Genomic DNA, 24115 nt, shown 5'->3' with positions numbered 1-24115 from the left:
TGCTGCGGTGGGCTGACTCAAGGAGATATTTATGAAAAGCGTTAAACAAACATTCGCTACTACATTACTTACTGTTAGCTCGTTGGCACTGAGCACATTCGCCGCTTTCCCAGCGTTAGCAGACCCTGCGAAAGGCTTAGAAATTGCCGAGCAACGTAAAGCGGTCGATGTCGGGTGGGGCGATTCTGTCGCAACCATGGAAATGCTACTTCGCAACAAGCAGGGCGAAAGCAGTACACGTCTGATGCGATTGAAATCTTTGGAAGTCGATGACGATGGCGACAAAGGCTTAACCATTTTTGATGAACCACGCGACGTAAAAGGCACGGCTTTCCTAAACCATTCGCACATCACCAAATCCGATGACCAGTGGTTGTATCTTCCTGCACTCAAGCGTGTAAAACGCATCTCTTCACGCAACAAATCTGGCCCGTTTATGGGCAGTGAATTTGCGTATGAGGACTTAAGCTCGTTTGAACTTGAAAAGTACACCTTCAACTACATTGAAGACGCGAAACTGGAAGGCGTAGACACCTTTGTTTTAGAGCAAGTACCGACCGATAAAAACTCAGGCTACACCATGCAAAAGGTATGGCTAGACCAACAGCACTACCGCCCAATGAAAGTCGAGTTTTACGACCGCAAAGGCGCACTGCTTAAAACTCTATCGTTCCAAGATTACAAACAGTACCTAAACCAATACTGGCGCGCACACACCATGGCGATGCAAAACCATCAAACAGGCAAAAGCACCGTATTAACCACGACAGATTTAGTGTTCCAGACCGGTCTTAAAGACAAGGATTTCCAAAAGAACACACTAAAACGTGCGAAATAAGGCAGGAATATGAAAAGGATTGTGGCAACAGGAACCCAATTATCCTTAACCTTGGCGGCGACCGTCGGGCTTATGCAGGTGTCGTTGCCTTGTGTGGCGGCAGGCTTTAGTCCTGATATCGCAGGGCAGGTTAACCTTGAACATAGGCAGTTCTTTAGCGACGGCTTACAAGGGCAAGACAAAGGACAAAGCTCACTGGTGTTGCAGCCAGAGTTTTACTGGGAGCAACAAGAGGGCAACGGCAGCATTACCTTCACCCCGTTTTATCGCCTAGACAGTGAAGACGATGAACGAACTCATGGTGATATTCGCGAAGCCTTGTATTTAACCTATTGGGATGATTACGAACTGCGAGCGGGTGTTGGAAAGGTATTTTGGGGCGTAACCGAATCGGCGCATTTAGTGGATGTGGTAAACCAGACCGATGCCATTGAATCGGTCGATGGCGAATCCAAGTTAGGTCAGCCTATGGTGCACTTCACCTCGATAAAAGAGTGGGGCACCATAGACGCCATGTTACTGCCGTATTTTCGTGAGCGTACCTTCGCAGGCGAAGACGGTCGATTAAGGCCAACCGTGCCAGTATCGGACGATGCGCTTTACGAATCTTCACGAGAAGAAAAACACGTTGATGTGGCATTGCGTTACAGCCAAATGTACGGTGATTGGGATGTCGGTTTAAGCTACTTAGGCGGCACAAACCGCGACCCTTATTACCGTGTGGAAGGCAATCAACTCAAGCCATACTACGCCCAAATGCAACACTTCGGATTGGATGTTCAAGGCATTATCGGTGACTGGTTATGGAAGCTGGAAAGCATTTATCGCGACAGCTACGACAACCATACCGGCGTGGCGACAGGCTTTGAATACACTTGGGTAGGGGCGCTTGAATCGTACTGGGACATCGGCTTCATCGCTGAATACCTGTATGACAGCCGAGGCAACAATGCCCAAACCATCGGCCAAAATGATGTGTTCCTTGGGGCACGTTTCGCTTTGAACGATGAAGACGGCACCGAAGTGCTTACTGGTATCACTCAAGACTTAGATAACAGTGATGTCTACAGTGCCAAGCTAGAGGCATCGAGCCGTATTAACAACAACCTCAAGTGGCGACTGAATGCTTGGTTGTTTGAGAACGAAACCCCAGAGGACTTGTTGTTCTTCGCACGCAAGGATGACTTTGTTGAGATGGCGTTGGAATATTATTTCTAATGTTAGCTTCGTGGGGCGTTCCTGTTGGGGGGGACGTCTCAAATTTAAGATGAGCCATATTTAGAATGTTCAAAGTCGTCTTTTTATAAAGTGGATCAAACAATCGAATAAACCTACAGGTAAAATGGTTATATTTTTTCAGTATCTATAACCTCCGAATATGCATGTAAATCGTGCTGGTGGTATCGGCCTTAAGGGATTTATGAATTCATTTAATTGGGATAAAAACTTTGAAACAGGCATTGGTGTTGTAGATGAACAGCATCAATATCTTGTTGGTATTATCAACCACTACGGAAATCTGTTGTCAGAGAACACTATCTCTATCGACGACATAAACGTCGCTTTACTCGATCTCACATGCTATGCCGAATTTCACTTTAAAGAAGAAGAATCTTTGATGAGAGATTGCGGTGTGTATGAGCGACACATTGAAGAGCATATCAAAGTGCATCGTGTATTTATGCAAGATATCTACAGTATGCAAGCTTTCATCATGGAAGAAGATCAGTCGTCAGCACGGCAGTTACTTGATTTATTGATCCACTGGCTTGCTTACCACATCCTCGGCATCGACCAAAACATGGCGCGACAAATGACCGCGATAGAAGAGGGCGCGACACCTCTGCAAGCCTTTGAAGCGGAAGAAAAGCAGCAAGATTCTGCGACTGTCCCGCTGTTGGCTGCGCTTAACGGCCTGTTTGAACAAGTCTCTGAACGAAACAAACAGTTGTTACGCTTCAACCAGTTACTCGAAGATAAAGTTGAGGAACGTACGGCAGAATTAAAACGAGCGAATAAGAGACTTGAAGAACTGTCATTAACCGACTCTCTTACTAATTTGCATAACCGTCGTAGTGCTTTTAAACAGTTAGCGCTGCATTGGCAAGACTCCAAAGAACTGGGCATGCCTTTAGTGTGTATTATGATTGATGCCGACCACTTCAAGCGCATTAATGACACCAGCGGCCATGATGCAGGCGACTTGGTGCTAAAAACCCTCTCGCGTGAACTGAAAAACACGTTCCGTAATGATGATATTGTTTGCCGGTTAGGTGGCGATGAGTTCTTGGTTATTTGCCCAAACACCGACCTTAAAGGTGGGATGTACATCGCGGAAACCGCTCGACAGAAAGTGTCTGAATTAGAGGTTGAAACCAGTCATCAAGTTTGGATTGGCAGTATTAGTGTCGGTGTCGCTGAAATGACCCAAGAATTCGAAACCATGAACGAATTGATTAAAGCGGCGGATGAGTCCGTCTATTTAGCAAAAAACGCAGGGAAGAACAGCGTTTGTTCTATTCAGATCTAGCCTTCAGGTCATTTCCAAATTAAGAAGTGGAACCTGTAATTGTTCCACTTCTTCCTACTCCTCATTAATATCCTGTTAAATTTGCCGTGTTTTTAGGCAATAACTTGTTCTTTTAGCGATTCAATTTGGCATTGGTTGCGTGTTTGATTACTATGTGTAGCTATCTAAAAAAACTAATCATCCGATACGGACACTACCAACTGGTAGATGAGGAAATGATGCAACATCTAGAAGAGATCATTGCTAATGCAACGACTGCTATTGATACAGCAGATTCGTTAGTCGCACTTGATGAAGTGCGAGTTCAGTATTTAGGTAAGAAGGGTGAACTAACTCTTCAACTACAAAGCCTAGGTAAACTTCCACCTGAAGAGCGTCGCACTGCTGGTCAAGAGATCAACAAAGCGAAAGGTGCTGTTCAACAAGCGATCGCAGCTCGCAAAGACGCACTACAACGTGCAGAGCTTGAAGCGAAACTAGCTGAAGAAACTATCGATGTGAGCCTACCAGGTCGTCGCATTGAGAACGGTGGTCTTCACCCAGTTACTCGCACTGTTGAGCGTATCGAACAGTTCTTTGGTGAGCTTGGCTTTAGCACTGAGTCTGGCCCTGAGATCGAAGATGCATTCCACAACTTTGATGCACTAAACATCGCAGACGATCACCCAGCTCGTACTGATCACGATACTTTCTTCTTCAACCCTGATCTAATGCTACGTACGCACACTTCTGGTGTTCAAATCCGTACGATGGAAAACGGCAAACCGCCATTCCGCTTCATTGCTCCGGGTCGTGTTTACCGTAACGACTACGATCAAACTCACACGCCAATGTTCCACCAAGTGGAAGGTATGTTAGTTGATGAGAACGTAAACTTCGCACAACTTAAAGGCATTCTTAACGATTTCCTTTGTAACTTCTTTGAAGAAGAAGTTGAAGTGCGTTTCCGTCCTTCATTCTTCCCGTTCACAGAGCCTTCAGCTGAAGTTGACGTGAAACGTAAAGATGGCAAATGGCTAGAAGTTCTAGGCTGTGGCATGGTTCACCCTAACGTACTTCGCTCTGTTGGCATCGACCCTGAGAAATACTCTGGTTTTGCATTCGGTATGGGTGTAGAGCGTCTAACGATGCTTCGTTACGGCGTAAATGACCTTCGTGCGTTCTTCGAGAACGACCTTCGTTTCCTTAAACAATTCAAGTAATCCGGGGCAGTCGAAACTATGAAATTCAGTGAATCTTGGCTACGCGAGTGGGTTAAACCTGCAATTAACAGCGAAGAGCTAGCTCACCAAATCACTATGGCTGGTTTGGAAGTTGACGATGTAGAACCTGTTGCGGGTGTTTTCACCGGCGTTAAAGTAGGTAAAGTGGTTGAGTGCGGTCAGCACCCAGACGCAGACAAACTACAAGTTACAAAAATTGATATCGGCGAAGAAGAGCTTTTAGACATCGTATGTGGTGCATCTAACTGTCGTCTTGGCCTAACTGTAGCAGTAGCAACAGTTGGCGCAGTACTTCCTGGTGACTTCAAAATCAAGAAAGCAAAACTACGTGGCGTTCCATCGCACGGCATGCTTTGTTCTTTCTCTGAGCTAGGTATCGACGTAGAGTCTGACGGCATCCTTGAGCTGCCAGAAGGCACAACGCTAGGTATGGACGTACGTGAGCTTCTTGAGCTTAACGACGTAACTATCGATGTAGACTTAACAGCAAACCGCGCAGACTGCTTCAGCATCCGTGGCCTTGCTCGTGAAGTTGGCGTACTAAACCGCGCAGACGTTACAGAGCCAACAGTTGAAGCTGTTGCAACAAGCATTGAAGACACAGTATCTGTTGAAATTAAAGCAACTGATGCTTGTCCACGTTACCTTGGCCGTGTGGTTAAGAACGTAAACGTGAAAGCGGAAACACCAATCTGGATGCAAGAAAAACTGCGCCGTTGTGGTATCCGTTCAATCGACCCAGTTGTAGACATCACAAACTACGTGATGCTAGAGCAAGGCCAACCAATGCACGCATTTGATCTCGCTAAGATCGAAGGCGGTATCGTGGTTCGTCTAGCAGAGCAGGGCGAAAAGCTAACACTTCTAGATGGCAACGAAGCTGAACTAAACAGCAACACACTTGTTATCGCAGACCACAACAAAGCACTAGCAATCGCTGGTATCTTTGGCGGTCAAGATTCAGGTGTTACGACTGAAACAACAGACGTACTTCTTGAAGCTGCATTTTTCGCACCGGATCACATCCGTGGTCGCGCGCGTGCTTACGGCCTTCACACAGATTCTTCTCTACGTTTCGAACGTGGTGTTGATTCAACACTTCAAGCAGCAGCAATGGAGCGTGCTACACAGCTTCTAGTTGAAATCTGCGGCGGTGAAGTTGCGCCAGTAAACGGCAGCGAATCTGAAGCTTCACTTCCTAAAGCAAACGTAGTTGCTCTACGTCGCGCTAAGCTAGACAGCCTACTAGGTCACGAAATCCCATCTACAGACGTAGTGGAAATTCTTACTCGCCTAGGTTGTAACGTTGAAACGACAGACGCTGGTTGGACGGCAACGTCTCCATCTTGGCGTTTTGATATCGCAATCGAGCAAGACCTAATTGAAGAAGTAGGTCGTATCTACGGTTACGATAACATTCCAAACCAAGCGCCTAAAGCGGCACTTAAAATGAATGACCACAAAGAAGCTAACCAACCGCTTAAGCGCGTTCGTGACCTTCTTGTAGACCGTGGCTACCACGAAGCAATCACATACAGCTTCGTAGAACCAGAACAGCAAAAACTTGTTGTTCCTGGTGTTGAGCCGCTAATCCTGCCATTCCCAATCTCTGCGGACATGTCAGCAATGCGTCTTGGCCTAATCCAAGGTCTTCTAAACACAGTTGTTCACAACCAGAAGCGTCAACAGTCTCGCGTTCGTCTATTCGAATCAGGCCTACGTTTCATCCCTGAAGCAACAGCTGAAAACGGCATGCGCCAAGAAATGATGCTTGCGGGCGTTATCTCTGGTACTCGTGGCGAAGAGCACTGGGACATTGCAACTAACACTGTAGATTTCTTCGATCTTAAAGGTGACCTAGAAGCAGTTCTTGAGCTTTCTGCAAACGAAATCGCATACAGCTTCAAAGCAGCTAAGCACCCAGCACTTCACCCAGGTCAAACTGCGGCTATCGTCGTAGACGGCAAAGAAGTGGGTATCATTGGTACTGTTCACCCAGAACTAGAGCGTAAGTTTGGTCTTAACGGCCGCACTATCGTATTCGAAATCGAATGGGCAGCTATCAACACTCGCGTGCTTCCAGAAGCAGTAGCCGTATCTAAGTTCCCTGCAAACCGTCGTGATATCGCAGTAGTTGTTGACGAAGCAGTCGCTTCTGGCGACATCGTAGAAGCGTGTATTGCAGCGGGTGGCGAATTCTTAACAGGCGCTAAACTGTTCGACGTATACGTTGGTCAAGGCGTTGAAGAAGGTAAGAAGAGCCTAGCAATCGCACTTAGCCTACAGTCTGTAGAGCGTACACTTGAAGATGCAGACATCGCTGGTTCAGTAGATGCTATCGTAGCTTCAATCTCAGAGAAATTCGGCGCAGCACTTCGCGACTAATCTCTTCTGATAGATAGAAAAATCAAAGGCCTCGCATTGCGAGGCCTTTTTGTGTGAGTTGGATTAAGAATAGGGTGCTAGATCGGAATTGGGCGAAAATTAGTTTTAGAAAATCGAATATTAGCGATTTGATAATTAACGCAGGTATTGTGCAGTGAGTCGTATAGAGCTAACGCGATGAGTGATAGTGAAAAATTTGGGTATTTAGACCAACCTAAATCTATCCCGTTAAAGAAAACGCCTCACTGCTTAAGAGCGACTGTCGAATGAAAGCCTGTCAAAGTACAATTCTAAGAGCGGTCTTCCTTAAGCTTCATAAACTCTTTGAGGCCAAGGTGTACTTTAAAGCGAACTGCATTGCCATCCCACCCCAGTTCAGGGTTTGCAAACTTGGTTTTCCAACCTGAGCCACCATAGCCTGAGCGAGCTTCGTAACCAATGATGCCAAAATTATATAACTCCTCTAGTGATGCTTGCGCATCATATTTGGGCGACTTTCCTTGTTGCACTTCATTATATGCTTTTTGATATTCATCAGCGGTAAAGTACTCTCGACCCAATTTAGAAAGTGTTTGCAGGCAAGATTCCCAGTCGCCCCAATGCGTTGCAATTTCATCATCTAATTCATGCTTTAGATATTGTGAATATTTTGGTCTAGCGTCTACTACCTGTGGGTTTTCAAAGACATTAACCGTAGTCTCATCACTTTTCTTAACGACCTCAAGTAGTAAGTTCATAAACGAAATAACATCGCGTGGTCTTAAGAAAGAACGGTCAATGATGTGCTTCCACTTAGGTTGTCGTTTAATACGCTTACCGTCATCAATCGTCTCCCAACTGTGCTTATGACCTAATTTAACTTGAATGCGTTTATTCATTAGGCCAAGGAGTGTATCGTCATCCCATTCAATTGTGTCTGAATTTGTTTGGGAGATTTTGTTTTTGTCTGAAAACTTAAGTTGTTCCCAAATGTCGGTACGTAAATAAACAACGCTCTTAATATTCAATATACATTCACGTAGAAGCTTATTAGTCTCTTTCGCAGCAAGTACCAGACCGATAATCATCTCTTTTCTGGATTCGCTTAGAACGGTAATACCACGGTCGAGCTCATCAAAATGAAGGGACAAAGCGTTAATATCTGCGGCCTTAGATATCTTCGCTACGTGAGATAAAATTTTCTCAGTAAGCGCATTCAACTCATGACCAAGTCTCATTCTGTCACTTCGCTGTAAGGATATTTTACCAAGTTTACAACCAAAAAGTTGAGGCTCTAAGTCACCTGAAAGCTTAAGCTTGTCGAGTGCAAAAATGTTTTTTATAGTTGGCTTGTCTGTTCCATAGTTGTCAGAAAGAAACTTTTTAATCTCTACTACTTCATTCATTTGCGGGCGATTGGCTGACTCTATCACTAGTTTGGCTAACTCAACAGCAATAAGATACTTCCATGATGCAACATAAGACTCCACGTCTTCAACGCCTTCATCCTTTATTGTTTCATGAACCTTCCAAGGATAGCCGTTTAAGTTTAGGCCTGTAGAGCGGGTCGCATGCTCACCTTCAGTGAAGTAGCGAAATAATGCAGTTTTTCCTGATCCTTTACGTCCTAACACTAAAAAGCTATTACCTGTTTCAATGTTTGCGGTTATGCTCATTGAAACAAAAAAATCTAATACGGCATCTTCTTCTGCTTCAACGTTACCGAAGCTATCTATATCTTTTAACAAACTTAAACCCTAGCACGAGTACGGAAAGTTCTATTTTAATTGTAAATTATTGAGTTAAGAAGCAATTTGTCATTTGCATCCTGAAAAATGTGCGTCAATATACACAAAGGCTAAGAGTTGCCTCTTTTGATGTTACTAATGAACATGTTGCATGGTTAAACCTGCAGACCTAATAAGAAACCTTGTATATGTAGTTCAAGGCTCAATATGCGATTCGCCAACTGATTTTGGTCGAGAAATGAGTTGGTCAAGTCACCTCCTCAAAAGAGTTCTTTATTGAAAACCTCTCTTGACCCGTCTACAACTTCACACTTTATAGTGACTACATTGATTGAGAGGGGCGTTTTCTGTGTTCCCTCCAAAGTAAGTAGAGAGACACTATGAAACGTTTAATTCTAAACATCACACTCTTGGTATTCATGACGCTTGGTAGCATGAATGCCATGGCTCATGATTCAACGGTTAAGTACGGTATTGCGATATCTCACGATGGTGAGAAAATTGCGTATGGCAACAGTGGGAGCGGGGATACGGCGCTGATCTTCATTCACGGTTGGAGCTTAGACAGCAGGCTGTGGCAAAACCAAGTGAGTGAGTTTTCAAAGCAGCACCAAGTGATCACTGTGGACTTAGCAGGCCACGGTAACTCGTTGTTCAACCGTAAAGAGTACACCATGGTTGCATTCGCTGAAGACATAAAAGCCGTAATCGACAAAGAACAACTCGAATCCGTCATCTTAGTCGGCCATTCCATGGCGGGTGGTGTGATTGCGGAAGCCGCTAAATTGATGCCGAAAAGAGTGAAGGGCATTATTGGTGTCGATACATCGCAAAACGTCGCACTAGCCGTTTCACAAAGCGACCTAGATGCAATGACCAAACCTTTTGAAGCAGACTTCCAAGCGGGCATTACTGCGTTCGTGAAAGACTCGCTGCCAAAAGATGTAGACGGGGATTTACTTTACTGGGTAACGCAAGACATGGCATCAGCACCGCCAGCTATCGCGATAAACCAGTTCCGCCATTATCTAGGCCAATACGTAACAGGCGAAGCCCACCGCGTGTATGAGAGCGTGAATGTGCCAGTAATATTGGTTAACGCTCGCCTATGGCCAACGGATTCAGAAGTGAACAAGAAACACATTAAGGATTACACCATTTACTACATTGAAGACTCAGGCCACTTCCCAATGCTAGAACAACCACAGCAGTTCAACGCAACGTTGATGAAAGCGATTAAGTCAGTGAAGTAGTGCGGTTGTAATCATTCTATAGATAAAACTAAGGCCTCGCGTGTGCGAGGCCTTTTTGTTTCTTGGGGTACCTCAACCTGAAAAGGTTATATGGTCGCATCTGTCTTAAAGAGTAATACCTTGTTATCCGAGTAGCGATAAAGATATGGGTAAGGCGATGTATTCATTGCCTCTACATCAGCCTTGAATTTTTCAGGGTTAGCTTGGTATGTTTCTTGTTTAGCTGAGTCCATCCAACCGAAGTAAGGAACATAGCGGTAGAAGTAGCGTTGGTTTTCGCTGGTTGCCATCATTTCGTCAGAAACAGAATACACTAGGTAACGATTTGCTTGTGGTACACCCTCAATGAAATCAATCTCACCTTCTACAATTTTCTTGAAGTAGTCTGGCCTACGTTTCGAAAGAAAGCAGTGGTCTAATTCATCTTCAACAAAAGTGGTATCAGGCGTAAATTCGGCAGATTGTCTAAACTCGGCACATTCTGGTTTGGTAATATCCATTGCGCTGACACTTGTATTTCTAACATTGAGAAAATCTTGCTCAAACTCAAAAATTTCCGCATTCGGATATTTTTGCTTCATCATTTGTTTTAAGCGATCTAAGTCTTCGCGATAGATTGAGTCGTAAGTGACATCATCGCCAATAGGCTCGATAGCAATATTGTGCTGACGTTTGAAGGCGTAAGGAAGTTTGTCTGCTGTTTGCGTGCCCAAAAAGAACGTCGCTATATCGAGGTTTGATGCCAGGTTGCCAATTAACATGGCTGCGGTTGCGGTGGTACTGACCGTGTTTTTGATTGCTACTTTATCGTAGTAATCTTTCGCCAGAACATCGGCATTACCTAGCTTAGTCGGCTCACGCTCTGTGTAAACATACATGATTTGCATTGCTTGGCTGTATTGCTCGTAATTGTCATTCTGATAGATATCGAGTTCTGATGCCTGTTTGGTGTTGTCCACCATGGCTTCTCTATCGTGTCTCACCGTACAACCAGTGAGTAATAATGCAGCCACTGATGCTGCGAGTATCGTTTTATTCATTTTCTAGAACCACTAACTATATAAATAATGTAATTGTTTGGTATTAACCATTTGTTTAGTTATTGAATATTAAATAATTCTATTGAAAATAGATACTTAGCAAGAGGTATAAATGTGACTTGGCACGTTGTTATTGAAAATTGAGCAAGGTCTAAAGCGAATACAATTGAAGACTCAGGCCACTTCCCAATGCTTGAGCAACCAAAGCAGTTCAACGCAACGTTGATGAAAGCGGTTAAGTCAGTGAAGTAGGGCTGTTGCACGTGAGAATAGGCTGATAATCCCCTCCTAACCTCCCCTTGGTTTACATCTCCAATCTCTTGTTGGTAATGGGAAAGGGGAGGAACTAAATACCGATCGCTATATGTGCTGGCATATGTTCAGCGACAAAGAATGTTCTCCCCCTCATTCTTGTGTCTCAAGAGATCGGGTCACTCCATTCGAGGGGGAGCTAGAGGGGGAGGCTTTGGCTTACTAGAACCATTCCACAACGTTGATGAAAGCGGTGAAGTCAGTGAAGTAGGGTAGTTGTTAAAGGACAGTGGTAATCGTTGATAGATAAAATTAAGGCCTCGCGTGTGTGAGGCCTTTTTGTTGGTCGGAGGTTTTGCTAGCTACATTCATTTCAATGTGCGAGCAATGATCGCATCGTTCACTCATTTATGGTCCTTAAACGACGGCCTCATAGTTATATAAATGCTCTACCAACCACCCCTAGATACGTAATCAGCACCGCTGTTATTGGTAAGGGCTGACCGAATCTAGTGGTGCTTTCTACTGACAATAATTTTAACTATGTGTTTAGGACGTCCTGCTATGGCTAAGAAAATAATATTCATTCATGGTCGCGCTCAAAAGCCCGATAAAGCTCCCCTTCAAGCACTCTGGTACGAGGCTATAGAACATGGCTTGCAGCGAGATTGTGGATACTCAAGTTCATTACAAGCTTTTAAAGATGTCGATAAACGGTTTGTCTATTACGGTGAGCTATCAAATACATTGTTAGACAAACCAACGGAAGACCCTGCAAGTCGTCAGCAAGCGTTGTCTGAACTCAAAAAGTACAAGACAAGCCAGTTCAATAAAACAACGTATAACAAGGTATCTAAAATTGGTTTTCTGAAAGAGGCGTTAGCAGATACTTTTTCGTCACTATTTGGAAAGCTGGGTGTGGCTGAGACACTCATAACCAAGGTCGCACCGGACATGGCGCATTATTGGTATGAAGATACCTATTTCGGTAGCGATGTCAGGCATAGGCTAATGGTTGAGCTGAAGGAAGCGCTTGATAACCAGGATGACGTGATGATTGTATCGCACAGTCTTGGGTCGATGATCAGTTATGACGTGCTGTGGAAGTTGTCTCATTACGGAGAGTATAGGCATGACTATGGTGCGGATAAGAAGGTCAACTTATTGCTAACGCTCGGGTCACCGTTAGGCGATGAAAACGTAAAAGATAGGCTAAAAGGGAGTCGTTTGAAAGATGAGAAGAAGTACCCGTTAAACATTCAGCAATGGATAAACATATCGGCAGAAGATGATTTTATCTCTCATGACAGCAAAATTAAAAATGACTTCAAGGATATGCTCAAACTGGATCTAATACCCGGTGGAATGAAAGATATCCACCCGATTTATAACCTCAATATTCGCAACGGGAAAAGCAATCCACATGCTTCCATCGGTTATCTCATTAACCCTAAATTCATCACAGTACTGGACGAATGGCTCTCGAGTTGATTTGGTTTACCATCGTAAATTGCTTCTCTGCTTGTTCGTTGGAACGAAGATAAAACAAGGCCTCGCGTGTGCGAGGCCTTAGTTGTTTGTGGGGGAATTAAAAGTAGGGGTGTGAACACAGAATTGGACAAAAATGGCGAGGTTAAATGTACTCATGGTTCAGAAAAAAATAACGAAGTCTAACCTATCCATTACTACGAAATTACAGCTTTACGATGCCACGAGTCACTTTAATGCCACCAATTAAAGTAGAACCACCGTAGTCTTTCGCTAATCTTAATAAAGTGTCATGAAATCCATGATTTGGGAAAGCTTGTTCTACTTCTGCAATCATGGACTTAGGGAGCCCTTTTTTAACCATTCCTTTTGATGCATCAATCCAGTCCGCTTTTCGACAAGCTTCTATAACTTTTTCATGTGGACCTTTATACGGTGTGATTTTGTGATGCCAGTGAATAGCGCCTTTTAGAGCATCAGGGTCTAATCCCCAATTTTCCTTTTCATTGTCATTTAATGCCACTGCTTCTGATGGCTCAAGGTAAGCGAGTTCATGGTCAGTCCACAGGCCAATATCATGATAGACAAATGCGGTTTCGACTAACTTTTCAAATTGTTTATCATAATCTAGAAAGTGCATTGCATAAGTGATTGTTCTATAAACATGATTACGATAGCCAAGATAATCTTCCCCAATCAGCTCTTTATAACGCTCAAGTAGTAACTCTACCCGTGGTCTCTCTAGCTTTATTTGAATCTTACTGCCCATGATTATTTCCTTATTAAATCATCCTGTTGTTCATTGAGGAGTTTAGACCAAAAATCGATATTAACGAAAACTCGGGATAATCGCTGGTATGCCCGGTAGAAGACCAACCAACGCCATTACACCACTAAGCACAATAAACATAGTTCCAGGCAACACCCAACGGCTCATTTTACTCAGTTCACTACTACGTTCTTTACAACCGACTAAGCCTAAGTTGTCCAACAGCATGGTGAGAGCCCAACCAAATGCAGGGTTAACGAGCGCTGAAGAAAATACAACAATCGCTGCCGACTGTGTGGTTTTTCCTTCACGCGTCATTTCCATTCCAGCTTCTAGCAATGGCACAAATACCCCAACAATCAGCGCCACACACAGTACAGGTTGCCAGATAGCTAGATCCATCGGGTAACCCCAAACAGCGGCGATGATACAGAACAGAGCTGTGAGCAGCGCGCCAGCAGGAATAGGGCGTTTAGCTATCGCCGCTGGTACGATGTAAGTACCCCATGAAGATGTAAAGTTAGTACCGCCAAGCAGAGAACCGAACGTTTGACGAATTGATGCCGTGGTCATGGTGTCGTCGATGTTCATGTGTACTTTTTCGGTACGCTCTGGGTAGCTGATCTTTTGGAATACTTGATGCCCTAAGAAATCCGGTGACCACATCGCTACGGCTAGAATCGCAAACGGCAATACCACCATGAAGTGTTCAATCGTCGGTAGGCCTAGCATCCAACCTGTATCTTCTCCCCACCAATACATAGGGTTCATGTTAGGCAAGCCTGGCTCAGTGTGGAAAGCAAATGGGGCGCCCATGGCAAATGCAATCGTACCACCCAACAAGCAGCTAAGAGGTACTGCTAACCAACGTTTGCGGAAGTGTTCCAGTAGCGCGTACAAGATAATGGTGCAAAAGATCACCACAAACGCGATGTGGCTCATACCGATTCCTTCAGCCCAAGCGAAAAGCTTTTTCACTTGAGAGGCGGTTCCAACAAAGCCGAGGTAGAGCAATAAGCCGCCACACACGCCTTTACTGGTGAGGTTGGCCAACATGCTGCCACCTTTACTGATGGCTAAGATGAGGCCAAAAGCGCCAATCAACAGGCCAAACGCCATCGGGTGTCCACCTGCTGCAACCACAATCGGAATCAAAGGGATAAGTGGGCCGTGGGTCCCTGCGAGGTTTGCAGTCGGCAATAAAAAGCCAGAGAAAATAATAATGAAAACAGAGGCGATGAGCAGTTCATAACGAACGTTTTCTAGAATGAAGTCTTCATTTAATCCGAGAGCCCCAGCAAAGGTGGCTGCAATCGCGCCCACCATAACCACTTTACCAATGGTCGCCGCCATCGCTGGGATGGTGTCTTCTATCTCAAATCGATAATCTTTAAACGGCAAATTTGGACGCCAGCGCTTAGGCGACATGATTTGCAATTCGTGTTCTAGATACTGTTCTCGGGATTCAAACTCTGAGCTTGGTTTATGTTGTTGTTCATAGGTGAGTTCATCCTCATTGGCTTGAGGCTTCTCTGTTTGTATATGTGCGGACTCTAAAGTAGTGCTCATTTTGATTCCTTTCGTTCACACTCTTAGGTGTGTTATTCCAACAAACGTTGTTGACTCACGGTATGAAGCGCAAACAATGCGTCAACTTGTAATTAAAAACTCATTAACATTTAGTTGTTAGTACCTTATACCAAACCAAAAAAAACAAATAGACTCAGTCGGTTAGACATTAGTCGTAGAGTCGGACGACTAGTATTAGACCCTGTAGATAGTATGTGTCTGGTTATTTGTAGTCCCTTAATTTCTCCCACGTTCTGCACTTGATAGTGATAGAATCTCCGCATTAGAGTTATCGAGAAACTAGGTATTTATAAACAATGTTTATCCATCACGTAAATGGCATCGACTGGCTGGTAATTACAGCCTTTGAAGAACTGAAAACTATGTTTATCGAAGATGCAGGCCCAATCCCAGCTTGCTTTTCTACCGCCAGCGAGTTGAGCCTGATTGATCAAGCCAAACGCAGTTATGGATTTTTGCCTAAACTCCGCGGTGTGATCACCGATACCGGCACTTTTCAAAGTAGAGATATTGAAGAAGATTTGAACCCACAGCTTGCGTGTATCGTTGAAGGGCGTGGTCGGGTTTTTATCTATCACGGCGACTACGTGGCTTTTGTCGATGACGAGCAAACCTTCATTACCCGTATGGACTGAGAGTGATTCAGTGAGTTGAGATCGGCGAATTGGTAAATCGGCGAGTTAGCCCACCTAGAATTTAAAACTAAAGGATTAATATGATGGCAAAAACGATCTCATTGGTACTTGGCAGTGGTGGCGCAAGAGGCTTGGTTCACGTTGGAGTCATCCGCTGGTTAATTGAGCATGGCTATCAGATAAAATCCATTTCTGGCTGTTCAATTGGCGCACTTATCGGTGGTGTCTACGCTGCGGGCAAGTTGGATGAATTTGAAGAGTGGGTCACCAGTATCGATCAAGGTGATATGGCGATGTTGTTGGACTTTTCATGGCAGTCGAGTGGTATGTTCAAAGGGGACAAGATCATCGACACTCTGCGTGGACTGATCGGCGAGATTTCAATTGAAGATCTGCCCATCCCTTATACCGCAGTTGCCGCTAACGTCGCCGATGAAAAAGAGGTTTGGCTGCAATCAGGTTCTCTGTTTGACGCCATTCGCGCCTCCATCTCTTTGCCACTGTTCTTCACTCCACATGTCATTAATGGTGAAGTGCTGATTGATGGAGGAGTGCTCAATCCCGTACCGATTGCGCCTACCTTTAGTGATAAGACAGACTTTACGCTGGCTGTGAACTTAGGTGGTGAACCTGAGATGCTTCAACAGGAAACGATACCGGTTTCCCTACCTACAAAAGAGAGCAATCTGCATGAGAAGGTTGTTCACTTTATCGATAATCTCGGTAGCAGTGTAAAAAGCAAAATGAGCTTCAACTTTGCTTTTTACGATATTGCCAACCAAGCATTTGATGCGATGCAATCGACCATTGCTCGCCAAAAGTTGGCCGCTTACCCCGCCGATATCACGCTTGAGATCCCACGCAATGCTTGTGGCACCCTAGAGTTTGATCGCTCACAAGAGATGATCGACAGAGGCTACCACTTAGCACAGGCTAAACTGGGCAATCGACTTTAATGTATTTGCTGCTGAATGAGGGTAACTATGGAAACTGAACTCAAATTATCTGAACTCAAAGAATTGGTCACAACAAAAGATGTCATCGTGCTCACCAGCATAGAAGAGCCTGCTGTATCTTGGTTGATAGATTGCTATCAAGAGAATGCTGATATCCAAATTATCGAGAACGCACACCAACTAGATACTGAAGCGATTTTGTCGCAATGCAGAAGCAGCCTTAACGAAAGTAAAAAGGTCATCCTTACAGCGCAGTTTCGTAGCCAACTGCCTATCATCAATATCGCTTCACTGTGTAATGAGCAGCGCAAGTCATTGATCAATATTGAGCTATTAGGCTGGGATGAAGACAAACGCGTTCCTCATTCTTACAGTAGTTTCTAGCTTATATTTGTTGCTAGCTTATATTTGTTGCTAGGTAACTGCAGTTTTTAGGTAACCGACAGCGTCTCTATAACCAGAGCAGTTCAACACAAGGTTGATCAAAGCGGTTAAGTCAGTGTCCGGAATTTGTTGACCACTACAGGGTGGTTGTATCGAATCAGGAGTAGAAAAGTCTCTTGAGATTTTACTTGTCTAAATTGTGCTTAATTATTTGTTCCACCACACCATTCATCGTCCTTGAGCTAATCTCCGGTTTCAAATACAAGGAATGATACTCAACTCCTGTTCGGTCTATATAGGCTGCTTGTAAGCCAGCGGATAGCGCACCATGAGTGTCCCAATCATGAGTAGCGACAAGACGAAGGTTTTCGACAGGCTCTTTTAAAGTTTCGGCTGCAAAGTTATACACATCTGAATTGGGTTTGAAACTGCCTGTTTCTTCAACGGAAATGACGGTGTCGAAATAACCTTCTAAGCCTGAGTTCTTGATTTGAGAAGTGATGAGATCGAGGGATGAGTTGGAAAAAGCGACGGTTTTAAACCCGTTCTCGCGCAATTTGAGCAAAGACGCTTTGATATCTGTGTGCGGTGGTAGATTGGCAAAAGAAGTTAACAAGGCACCTTTGCTTTCCGCCGTTAAATCACACTTGTACCGTTGTGCAATAGCGTTGAGCGCTGCATTCGCTAATTCAGAAAAAGTAGATTTTACGTTTGTTGCGATGCAAACCGTTGAAGAGTGTAAAAGCTTTGAAAACCAAAGTGATAATGCATCCTCTTTTCCAAACACCGCTTTAAATTTAGGCTGTAATGACTCCAAATTTAAAACCGTTTCGTTTATATCAAAAAGTATCACTTCTTTTTTCATGCAAAGCCCCCAGATTTAATTGAATTTTATGCTTACATAATCTGCTCTGACGATATGGTTTTCAACCTCCATTCAAGTAACTAAAGCTTTGCTCTCTAATTTGAAAAGAAGCTGGAATGCGTCAACGACAACCCGCCAACTCAAATCTGGCGTTGCTTTATGAGTATCATGCAACGCCAAATCTGAAACGATTTAGCTTAATTTGCGGCTTCGATGGTGCCTTTGAAAGTGCTGTCTAAAAAGTCATTGATCTCTTGTGAGTGGTAAATTGAGATAATCTTTTTATACGTTTCATTATTTTTGTCTTCTTCTCGCGCCGCAACAACCATCACTGCTAAAGGTGCGTCTTTTTTCTCTAAGTAAATGCCTTGTTTCTTAGGGTCGAGTCCAGCCGACATTACATAGTTCATGGTGATTGCAGCAGCATCTACATCGTCAAGAGAGCGGGGTAGCTGCGCGGCATCCACTTCAACAAATCGAATGTTCTTCGGGTTGCTAACAATATCGTTTAAAGACGCGTTGAAACCAGCGTTGTCTTTTAATGAGATCAGCCCTGCATCTTCAAGCAGTAATAGTCCACGCCCGCCATTCGTTGGATCGTTTGGAATCGCGATTCGAGCGTTTTCGGGAATAGAATCAAGCGAAGTGTACTTGTTCGAGTAAACGCCCATACGCATCAAAATTGAACGTCCGATAGAAACTAACTGGCTATCGTGATTGGCATTAAAGTTATCGAGGAATGGCTGATGCTGGTAACTGTTCAGTTGGATACTTCCATCATCTAATGCTGCGTTAGGGGTGATATAGTCTGAGAACTCGACGAGTTCAATGTTTATCCCTTGCTTTGCTGCTTCTTTGGCAACAGCTTGTACAACTTGTGCATGTGGGCCAACTGTCGCCCCAATCTTGATGACAGCCTCGTCTTTTTTTCCACATCCTGTTACACCGAATACGAAAGCTAATGCCAACAGGGATGCTGTGATTTTTTTGTAGCTGTTCATGATAACTCCATTTAATAAATAAAAGACATGTAGACGTCTAGCTATCTATATTATCTATTTGCGCGATCGGGTCAATAGGTTTGTTTGAAGCGAAGTTACATTGATGAGCGGTTAAGTCAGTGAATCAACGAGGCTTCTGTACGTGAGACTCGACCGACAATCCCCTTCTAACCCCCTTGGTTTACATCTCAAACCTATTGTTGGTAATGGGAAAAGGGAGGAACTGATTACCGACCAACAAAGGCCTCGCGAGTGCGAGGCCTTTTGGGTTTTGTAGGGAATAGGGCAGTCACTCGGAATCTAAAGAAAACGGGTTCAGTAAAGCTAACTATTAAGAAAGCTTTTGGTTAAAGAACTCAAGTGTACGTTTCCAAGCTAACTCTGCTTCTTCTTCAGCATAGCGGCCAGTTGAATCGTTATGGAAGCCATGGTTCACGCCGTCATAGATGTAAGCTGTGTAGTCTGCTTCGTTCTCTTTGAGTTCGGCTTCATAATCTGGCCAAGTCGCATTCACGCGTTTATCGATTCCCGCAAATTGGATGAGCAAGGGGCCTTTTACATTTTTTCTTAAATCTGGTGCGGCAGGAGTACCATAAAATGGAACGCCTGCATCGAGTTGCTCTGGCATGACAGCGGCCAACATATTCACGATATAGCCACCGAAGCAGAAACCGACTGCGCCTAGCTTACCGTTACTTTTTTCATGGGACTTCAAGAAGTTTGCCGCTGCGATAAAGTCTTCTTCGATTTTCTCTTTTGATAGCGACTTCTGCATCGTTCGACCTTCATCATCATTACCTGGATACCCGCCAAGCGAATAGAGTGCATCAGGTGCAAACGCAATAAACCCCGCCGCTGCGAGTCGTCTTGCCACATCCTTTATGTATGGATTGAGGCCTCTATTTTCATGAATGACCAATACAACAGGCGCATTGCCCTCTAACTCTTTGGGTACAACCAAGTAACCATAGCCTTCGCCGTGTCCTTTAGGTGAAGGAAACTTCTCGTAGGTTGCTTTGATGGAAGGGTCATTGAAAGAGACTTGCTCTGCCTGCGCATAATTAGGAATCAGTGCAGAAGTTAGCGTCGTCATGGTTAAGCCAAGTACAGCTAGCCCAGATAGACGAGTCATAAACTCTCTGCGATCAATCAGGCCGTGTGCATATTCGTCGTACCAATCAAATGCTTCTTGAGGGATAGATCGAGTTGGGGCTGATTGAGATTCGGTATTTGGATTCATAACTTTTCCTTGTTGTGAGTTGTTTGACCAATCAACTATAGTGGAAAATTTAATATAATTGAACGATCGCTCAATAATTTTGGGCTATTTGTTCTATCAAAGTACAAAAATTAGATGACAGTCCGATAAAACGATCACTTCGAATCGATTTCCATCGCTTTGGTTTGTTTTACGGAGCAATTCAATACAAGGTTGATGTAAGTGGTTAAGTCAGTGAAATAGGGTGGTGATTATTATTTGTTTTTGGGGAGGGTCTAGTTCTAAATTGACCTTTAAGAGCTAGGCATATTTACGGTCAATAGGGCAGAATGTTTCAATACAAACCGCTTGATTTTACTCTGGTATAATCTTTCTCATAGGGACGACCTTAGCGTTATCAGAACCTTCTTGATGAGAGATAAAATAGATGTTGAAACTTCTGCGTCAGATAAAAAAATGGAAACTTGTAACGTTTAGTTTACTCATGCTCATTGCCGCTTTTTTTATCTACAACCAGTTCGGGAACCGTATTTCCCGTGTCGATGAGGCAACATTTTTGATCGGGCAACTGAATACTGTCTTGGATGCAGCGGAGCAATATTCTCATGACAATGGCTCTTTACCTCCAATTACTTCCGATACCGACACGAACTTCGGCTACTTAAACATCAATCACTTAATTGAAAATCCGGGCTTATCAACATGGCGAGGACCATATCTACCTTATGGCGATACATGGATAGGTGGCGATCAGTACATCGACCACCCAGATTACATAGCAACGCAATTACTGCTTAAGGAAAAGGATAGTCTTTGGATAAGAGGAAGCTCCGAGACAGGTTGCGAATCGTCATCATCCACTTGCTCTGTTGCAGCTTGTATCTGGTTGGTACCAACAAAAGTCGCACAAGAAATTAATCAGATTGTGGACGGCAGTTCGAGTATAGAAAGCTCAGATGCGACAGGAAAAATACGTTACGAAAAAGCTATTGGTGGCGCTCTTATCTGTATGATTGGAGATGATTATCCAATGCCTTCAGCACAGACAAATTAAGTCGTTTCTAATTACCTCACTGGCAACTTGGTCTTAGTTTTTACCTGACCGAAGGCGAAGCTCGATTCTATAGAAGCAATATTAGGCAGGCGAGTTAGTTGTTTACGGATGAACTGCTCGTAGCTTTTTAGCGATTCACTGACTACATGCAATAGGTAGTCGTGATTGCCCGTCATCAGAAAACACTCTAACACCTCGTCAATCACTTCAATGTGCTGCTCAAAGTCTCGCATGTTCTCTTCTGTCGGCTTTTCAAGTTTCACCAACACAAACACATTGACTGGCAGGCCACACGCTTCTTGGTCGACACTGGCGTGGTAACCACGAATTATCCCTTGTTTCTCTAATGCTCGAACTCGGCGTAAGCAAGGAGAGGGCGACAGTGCTACTCGATCGGCCAACTCTTGATTAGACAGCCGAGCGTTGTTTTGCAGTTCAGCCAGTATTTTCTTGTCGATCTCGTCCATTGGCATAATCCATCAATATTGAATTTAGTTTGGCAATATTATTGCTCAAAGTGTATGTCTTACTTCGCAAATAGCAATTTTTAACATCTGCCCAAAACTAAAATTAAAGAAGGAACAACAAGCATGGAATGACTTAGGAATTATGAATACTTCAACTCAACTTAGCCCGCTGCGTAAAACCACCAAACACGAACAAGCAGAAGCTCTTGCCGTTGAGCAAGCAAAGCATTTTGGTATCGACCCAAATAGCGATTACGGCATCACGCTGATTGAACTGGCGACGACACTGTACCAAGCCAATACCAAGACACACGATCTTTGGGCATTGACGGTTGATGGACTTTCAGAACTCGACAAGAGTGACCGAATCGCCTGGTTTAACGCCAAACGTTTTTTGTCATTCCAGATCGCTAAGATCCTCGATAATCTGCAAAACCCAATGCGCGCCACTTACCAGTCTATTGCCACCAATAATGGTAATTTTGCGTCTAAAGGTGCGTATCCAATTTTCGATAATGTCGCTGCTATATTTTCTGCAAGCCCTGTGATTACTCGTACCGCGACCTATTTGTTTGCGTGTACAGAATGGATTGAAGATGCGTTTAACGGTAAAGAGCCGTTGCACGATATATATTCCCGACTGCTTAACCCTACATCGATTTCACTGGCTAACCATATGGTTGATATCGAGGCAGGCTCTAGAGCCAACGAATACCTCGCATGGAACTTTAACTCGGGTATGGCGGCTATTGATGGGTTGTTGAGCCACTTGCTCGGGCATGAAGACATTGTTTTGGCTTCACGCAATATCTACGGTGGTTCTTACCAGCTGTTGGAAGATTGGTTTGGAAAGCCTTCTAATCTGAATGTCGCGGTAGAGTGGGTGGATGGTTATTCCGGTGATGAGTTTGCGACGCGCCTTGATGAGGTTGCTGATAAATACGCAGATCGCATCGCTGCAGGTAAGAAAATCTACGTTTACCTAGAGTCACCGTGTAACCCGCATGGATACGTGTTGGATGTTGCTAGCATCAGTAAAGCTGGTCACTCTCGTGGTTGGGATGTGATTGTTGACTCAACAGTGGGTACACCATTGTTGCACCCAGTACTAAAACGTGACGATGTGATGGAAAGACCAGATTATGTGATTCACTCATACACCAAAGAACTGGCGGGTTCTGGCACCACAACTGCTGGGGTTGTGATTGGTCGCAATGAGACTATGTTTGTGCCAAAAGGAGAGGAGGTCACTTTCACCAAGCCCAACGGTGATGAGGCCAAAATCCTATGGAACGAAACGCTGTTTTGGAATGTGTACTACATTAAGGGTGCATTCCTAGATGCAGATAAAGCGTTTGAAGTGCTCAATGGTATGAAAACGTATGAGATGCGAGTGGTGCAAAAAACGATTAATACACTGACTCTCGCGAAGATCTTTGATGCTCACCCAGACATCAATGTATCGTGTCCTGCTTTGCCAGACAGTGACAACTATGAACACTGCCAGAACAACATGTACTTGGGTTTGCCAGCGGCGCTTTTCACAATCGATATGGAAGGTAACGGCGATCGTGCGCCAATCAATCGAGATGGATTCAAACAGTTCTTCGACATGCTTGAGCCAGCAATCGGCATGCAAGTGAGCTTAGGGCAAACCAACACCGTGGCGCTGTGCCCAGCCCTGACTACGCATTCAGAACTCAGTGATGAAGCGCTTAATGAAACAGGCATCAAACCGACCACAATGCGTATCTCTATCGGCTTGGAAGATCCGAGAATGTTCATCGCTCATATTGTCGAGGCCGCTAAATTGTCTATCGACCGCAACCACGTAGATTTCTCATCCAGCTTCCCGAGTAGTGACAATATCGATGAAATCTATATGCAAACTTATATGGATGTACACCAGAGGTTTGTGAAAAGCTTGCCGAAGTTCAGTGAGCTGAGTCAGTAACTTAGGTCAGTTAACAAGATTAGTCAGTTAAAGGCCGTCAATAAAAAAGCACCCAGCTGACTCAATAGTCGGTAGGGTGCTTTCTCGATGATCATATTGGTTTACCAAGTCACTTACTATTTTGGCTGGTGGCCTGTCTTTTTCGCAAGCTCTTGCATAGCTTCGGCAAACGTAGTTGTTCCGCCTTTCGCTTTAACCTGAACCACCTTATATCCTCGGCTTTCTAGCGCTTGACGCTCTTCTAAAACGGCTTTGTCATCTGGTTGACTGCCTTGCACAGGCTGATGAATGTAACACCCTTCTAATTGACCATCTTCGACCAGTTGGTGGTGTTTCAGTGCATTGATATCAAAATTCATAGTAAGTCTTTTCGCTTTAAATGGAGAGTCTCTGTGGCAAAGGCCGCGAGTCTTTATAATTTTATGGTTTGTACAATAGGCATTTTAACCATAAGAAGCTAGCGAAAATTAAGCAATCCAATGGAA

At 44.2% G+C, this 24115-nt stretch carries 21 protein-coding genes and 1 pseudogene; 13 read left to right on the top strand and 9 right to left on the bottom strand.

The window, feature by feature from the left end; translation table 11 throughout:
* Nucleotides 1-31: 31 nt before the first annotated feature.
* From AB4209_RS10380 to pheT, 5 genes are all read left to right on the top strand, one after another.
* Nucleotides 32-838 carry an outer membrane lipoprotein-sorting protein gene (locus tag AB4209_RS10380; protein ID WP_017060448.1) on the top strand — a complete coding sequence of 269 codons (807 nt, stop codon included), beginning with the start codon at nt 32-34 and terminating at the stop codon, nt 836-838.
* 9 nt (nt 839-847) lie between these two features.
* The gene (locus AB4209_RS10375; RefSeq protein WP_017060449.1) at nt 848-2056 is read left to right on the top strand and encodes a hypothetical protein; all 1209 of its coding nucleotides are present in this window, start codon (nt 848-850) and stop codon (nt 2054-2056) included.
* Nucleotides 2057-2258: 202 nt separating this feature from the next.
* Complete coding sequence (locus tag AB4209_RS10370) at nt 2259-3368, top strand: GGDEF domain-containing protein (RefSeq protein ID WP_372055779.1); 1110 nt, start codon at nt 2259-2261, stop codon at nt 3366-3368.
* A gap of 218 nt (nt 3369-3586) precedes the next feature.
* Nucleotides 3587-4570: a phenylalanine--tRNA ligase subunit alpha gene (pheS, locus tag AB4209_RS10365; RefSeq protein ID WP_004734764.1), complete on the top strand. Its 984-nt coding sequence runs from the start codon at nt 3587-3589 to the stop codon at nt 4568-4570.
* A gap of 18 nt (nt 4571-4588) precedes the next feature.
* The gene (gene pheT, locus AB4209_RS10360; RefSeq protein WP_372055777.1) at nt 4589-6976 is read left to right on the top strand and encodes a phenylalanine--tRNA ligase subunit beta; all 2388 of its coding nucleotides are present in this window, start codon (nt 4589-4591) and stop codon (nt 6974-6976) included.
* A gap of 290 nt (nt 6977-7266) precedes the next feature.
* On the opposite strand, the gene AB4209_RS10355 is transcribed toward pheT, so the two are convergent.
* Nucleotides 7267-8703 carry a P-loop ATPase, Sll1717 family gene (locus AB4209_RS10355; protein ID WP_372055775.1) on the bottom strand — a complete coding sequence of 479 codons (1437 nt, stop codon included), beginning with the start codon at nt 8701-8703 and terminating at the stop codon, nt 7267-7269.
* Nucleotides 8704-9083: 380 nt separating this feature from the next.
* Between AB4209_RS10355 and AB4209_RS10350 the strand changes: the two genes are divergently transcribed.
* Entirely contained in the window at nt 9084-9956 is an 873-nt protein-coding gene (locus tag AB4209_RS10350; RefSeq protein ID WP_372055773.1) for an alpha/beta fold hydrolase, read from the top strand.
* A gap of 86 nt (nt 9957-10042) precedes the next feature.
* On the opposite strand, the gene AB4209_RS10345 is transcribed toward AB4209_RS10350, so the two are convergent.
* On the bottom strand, nt 10043-10996 hold the full coding sequence (locus AB4209_RS10345; protein ID WP_372055771.1) for a hypothetical protein: 954 nt from the start codon (nt 10994-10996) through the stop codon (nt 10043-10045).
* Between the two features lie 165 nt (nt 10997-11161).
* Between AB4209_RS10345 and AB4209_RS10340 the strand changes: the two are divergent.
* Together AB4209_RS10340 and AB4209_RS10335 are read left to right on the top strand one after the other, a co-directional pair.
* Nucleotides 11162-11248: pseudogene (locus tag AB4209_RS10340) on the top strand (alpha/beta fold hydrolase); the annotation flags it as partial.
* Between the two features lie 564 nt (nt 11249-11812).
* A complete protein-coding gene (locus AB4209_RS10335; protein WP_372055769.1) occupies nt 11813-12739 on the top strand; it encodes a hypothetical protein in 927 nt (308 codons plus the stop codon).
* A 202-nt stretch (nt 12740-12941) separates the two neighbouring features.
* Here AB4209_RS10335 and AB4209_RS10330 read toward each other — a convergent pair whose 3' ends face one another.
* Both AB4209_RS10330 and AB4209_RS10325 read right to left on the bottom strand, forming a co-directional pair.
* A complete protein-coding gene (locus AB4209_RS10330) occupies nt 12942-13505 on the bottom strand; it encodes a phosphohydrolase (RefSeq protein ID WP_372055767.1) in 564 nt (187 codons plus the stop codon).
* A gap of 60 nt (nt 13506-13565) precedes the next feature.
* Nucleotides 13566-15074 (bottom strand): DUF3360 domain-containing protein, encoded by a 1509-nt coding sequence (locus AB4209_RS10325; protein WP_017059070.1) that lies wholly within the window; start codon nt 15072-15074, stop codon nt 13566-13568.
* A gap of 317 nt (nt 15075-15391) precedes the next feature.
* Here AB4209_RS10325 and AB4209_RS10320 point away from each other — a divergent pair, with 317 nt between their 5' ends.
* The 3 genes from AB4209_RS10320 to AB4209_RS10310 all read left to right on the top strand — a co-directional run bounded on the left by AB4209_RS10320 (nt 15392) and on the right by AB4209_RS10310 (nt 17070).
* Nucleotides 15392-15730, top strand: a complete 339-nt coding sequence (locus AB4209_RS10320; RefSeq protein WP_017059071.1) for a hypothetical protein — start codon at nt 15392-15394, stop codon at nt 15728-15730.
* An 83-nt stretch (nt 15731-15813) separates the two neighbouring features.
* Nucleotides 15814-16686: a patatin-like phospholipase family protein gene (locus AB4209_RS10315; RefSeq protein ID WP_372055829.1), complete on the top strand. Its 873-nt coding sequence runs from the start codon at nt 15814-15816 to the stop codon at nt 16684-16686.
* Between the two features lie 15 nt (nt 16687-16701).
* The gene (locus AB4209_RS10310) at nt 16702-17070 is read left to right on the top strand and encodes a hypothetical protein (protein WP_372055765.1); all 369 of its coding nucleotides are present in this window, start codon (nt 16702-16704) and stop codon (nt 17068-17070) included.
* 184 nt (nt 17071-17254) lie between these two features.
* On the opposite strand, the gene AB4209_RS10305 is transcribed toward AB4209_RS10310, so the two are convergent.
* From AB4209_RS10305 to AB4209_RS10295, 3 genes are all read right to left on the bottom strand, one after another.
* Entirely contained in the window at nt 17255-17935 is a 681-nt protein-coding gene (locus tag AB4209_RS10305; protein WP_372055763.1) for a haloacid dehalogenase type II, read from the bottom strand.
* Between the two features lie 197 nt (nt 17936-18132).
* Nucleotides 18133-18936 carry a MetQ/NlpA family ABC transporter substrate-binding protein gene (locus AB4209_RS10300; protein WP_017059075.1) on the bottom strand — a complete coding sequence of 268 codons (804 nt, stop codon included), beginning with the start codon at nt 18934-18936 and terminating at the stop codon, nt 18133-18135.
* A gap of 331 nt (nt 18937-19267) precedes the next feature.
* A complete protein-coding gene (locus tag AB4209_RS10295; RefSeq protein ID WP_102394668.1) occupies nt 19268-20176 on the bottom strand; it encodes a dienelactone hydrolase family protein in 909 nt (302 codons plus the stop codon).
* Between the two features lie 406 nt (nt 20177-20582).
* Here AB4209_RS10295 and AB4209_RS10290 point away from each other — a divergent pair, with 406 nt between their 5' ends.
* Nucleotides 20583-21209, top strand: a complete 627-nt coding sequence (locus AB4209_RS10290) for a type II secretion system protein (protein WP_372055761.1) — start codon at nt 20583-20585, stop codon at nt 21207-21209.
* Between the two features lie 11 nt (nt 21210-21220).
* Here AB4209_RS10290 and AB4209_RS10285 read toward each other — a convergent pair whose 3' ends face one another.
* Nucleotides 21221-21676: an Lrp/AsnC family transcriptional regulator gene (locus tag AB4209_RS10285; protein WP_017059083.1), complete on the bottom strand. Its 456-nt coding sequence runs from the start codon at nt 21674-21676 to the stop codon at nt 21221-21223.
* A gap of 142 nt (nt 21677-21818) precedes the next feature.
* Here AB4209_RS10285 and AB4209_RS10280 point away from each other — a divergent pair, with 142 nt between their 5' ends.
* Complete coding sequence (locus AB4209_RS10280; protein WP_372055759.1) at nt 21819-23630, top strand: PLP-dependent transferase; 1812 nt, start codon at nt 21819-21821, stop codon at nt 23628-23630.
* Nucleotides 23631-23746: 116 nt separating this feature from the next.
* Here AB4209_RS10280 and AB4209_RS10275 read toward each other — a convergent pair whose 3' ends face one another.
* The gene (locus AB4209_RS10275) at nt 23747-23989 is read right to left on the bottom strand and encodes a hypothetical protein (protein ID WP_017068564.1); all 243 of its coding nucleotides are present in this window, start codon (nt 23987-23989) and stop codon (nt 23747-23749) included.
* Between the last annotated feature and the right edge of the window lie 126 nt (nt 23990-24115).

This window comes from Vibrio sp. 10N.286.48.C11, from assembly GCF_041469805.1.
GTDB classification, from domain to species: Bacteria; Pseudomonadota; Gammaproteobacteria; order Enterobacterales; family Vibrionaceae; genus Vibrio; species Vibrio crassostreae_C.
This window is presented reverse-complemented; position numbering and strand designations above follow the sequence as displayed.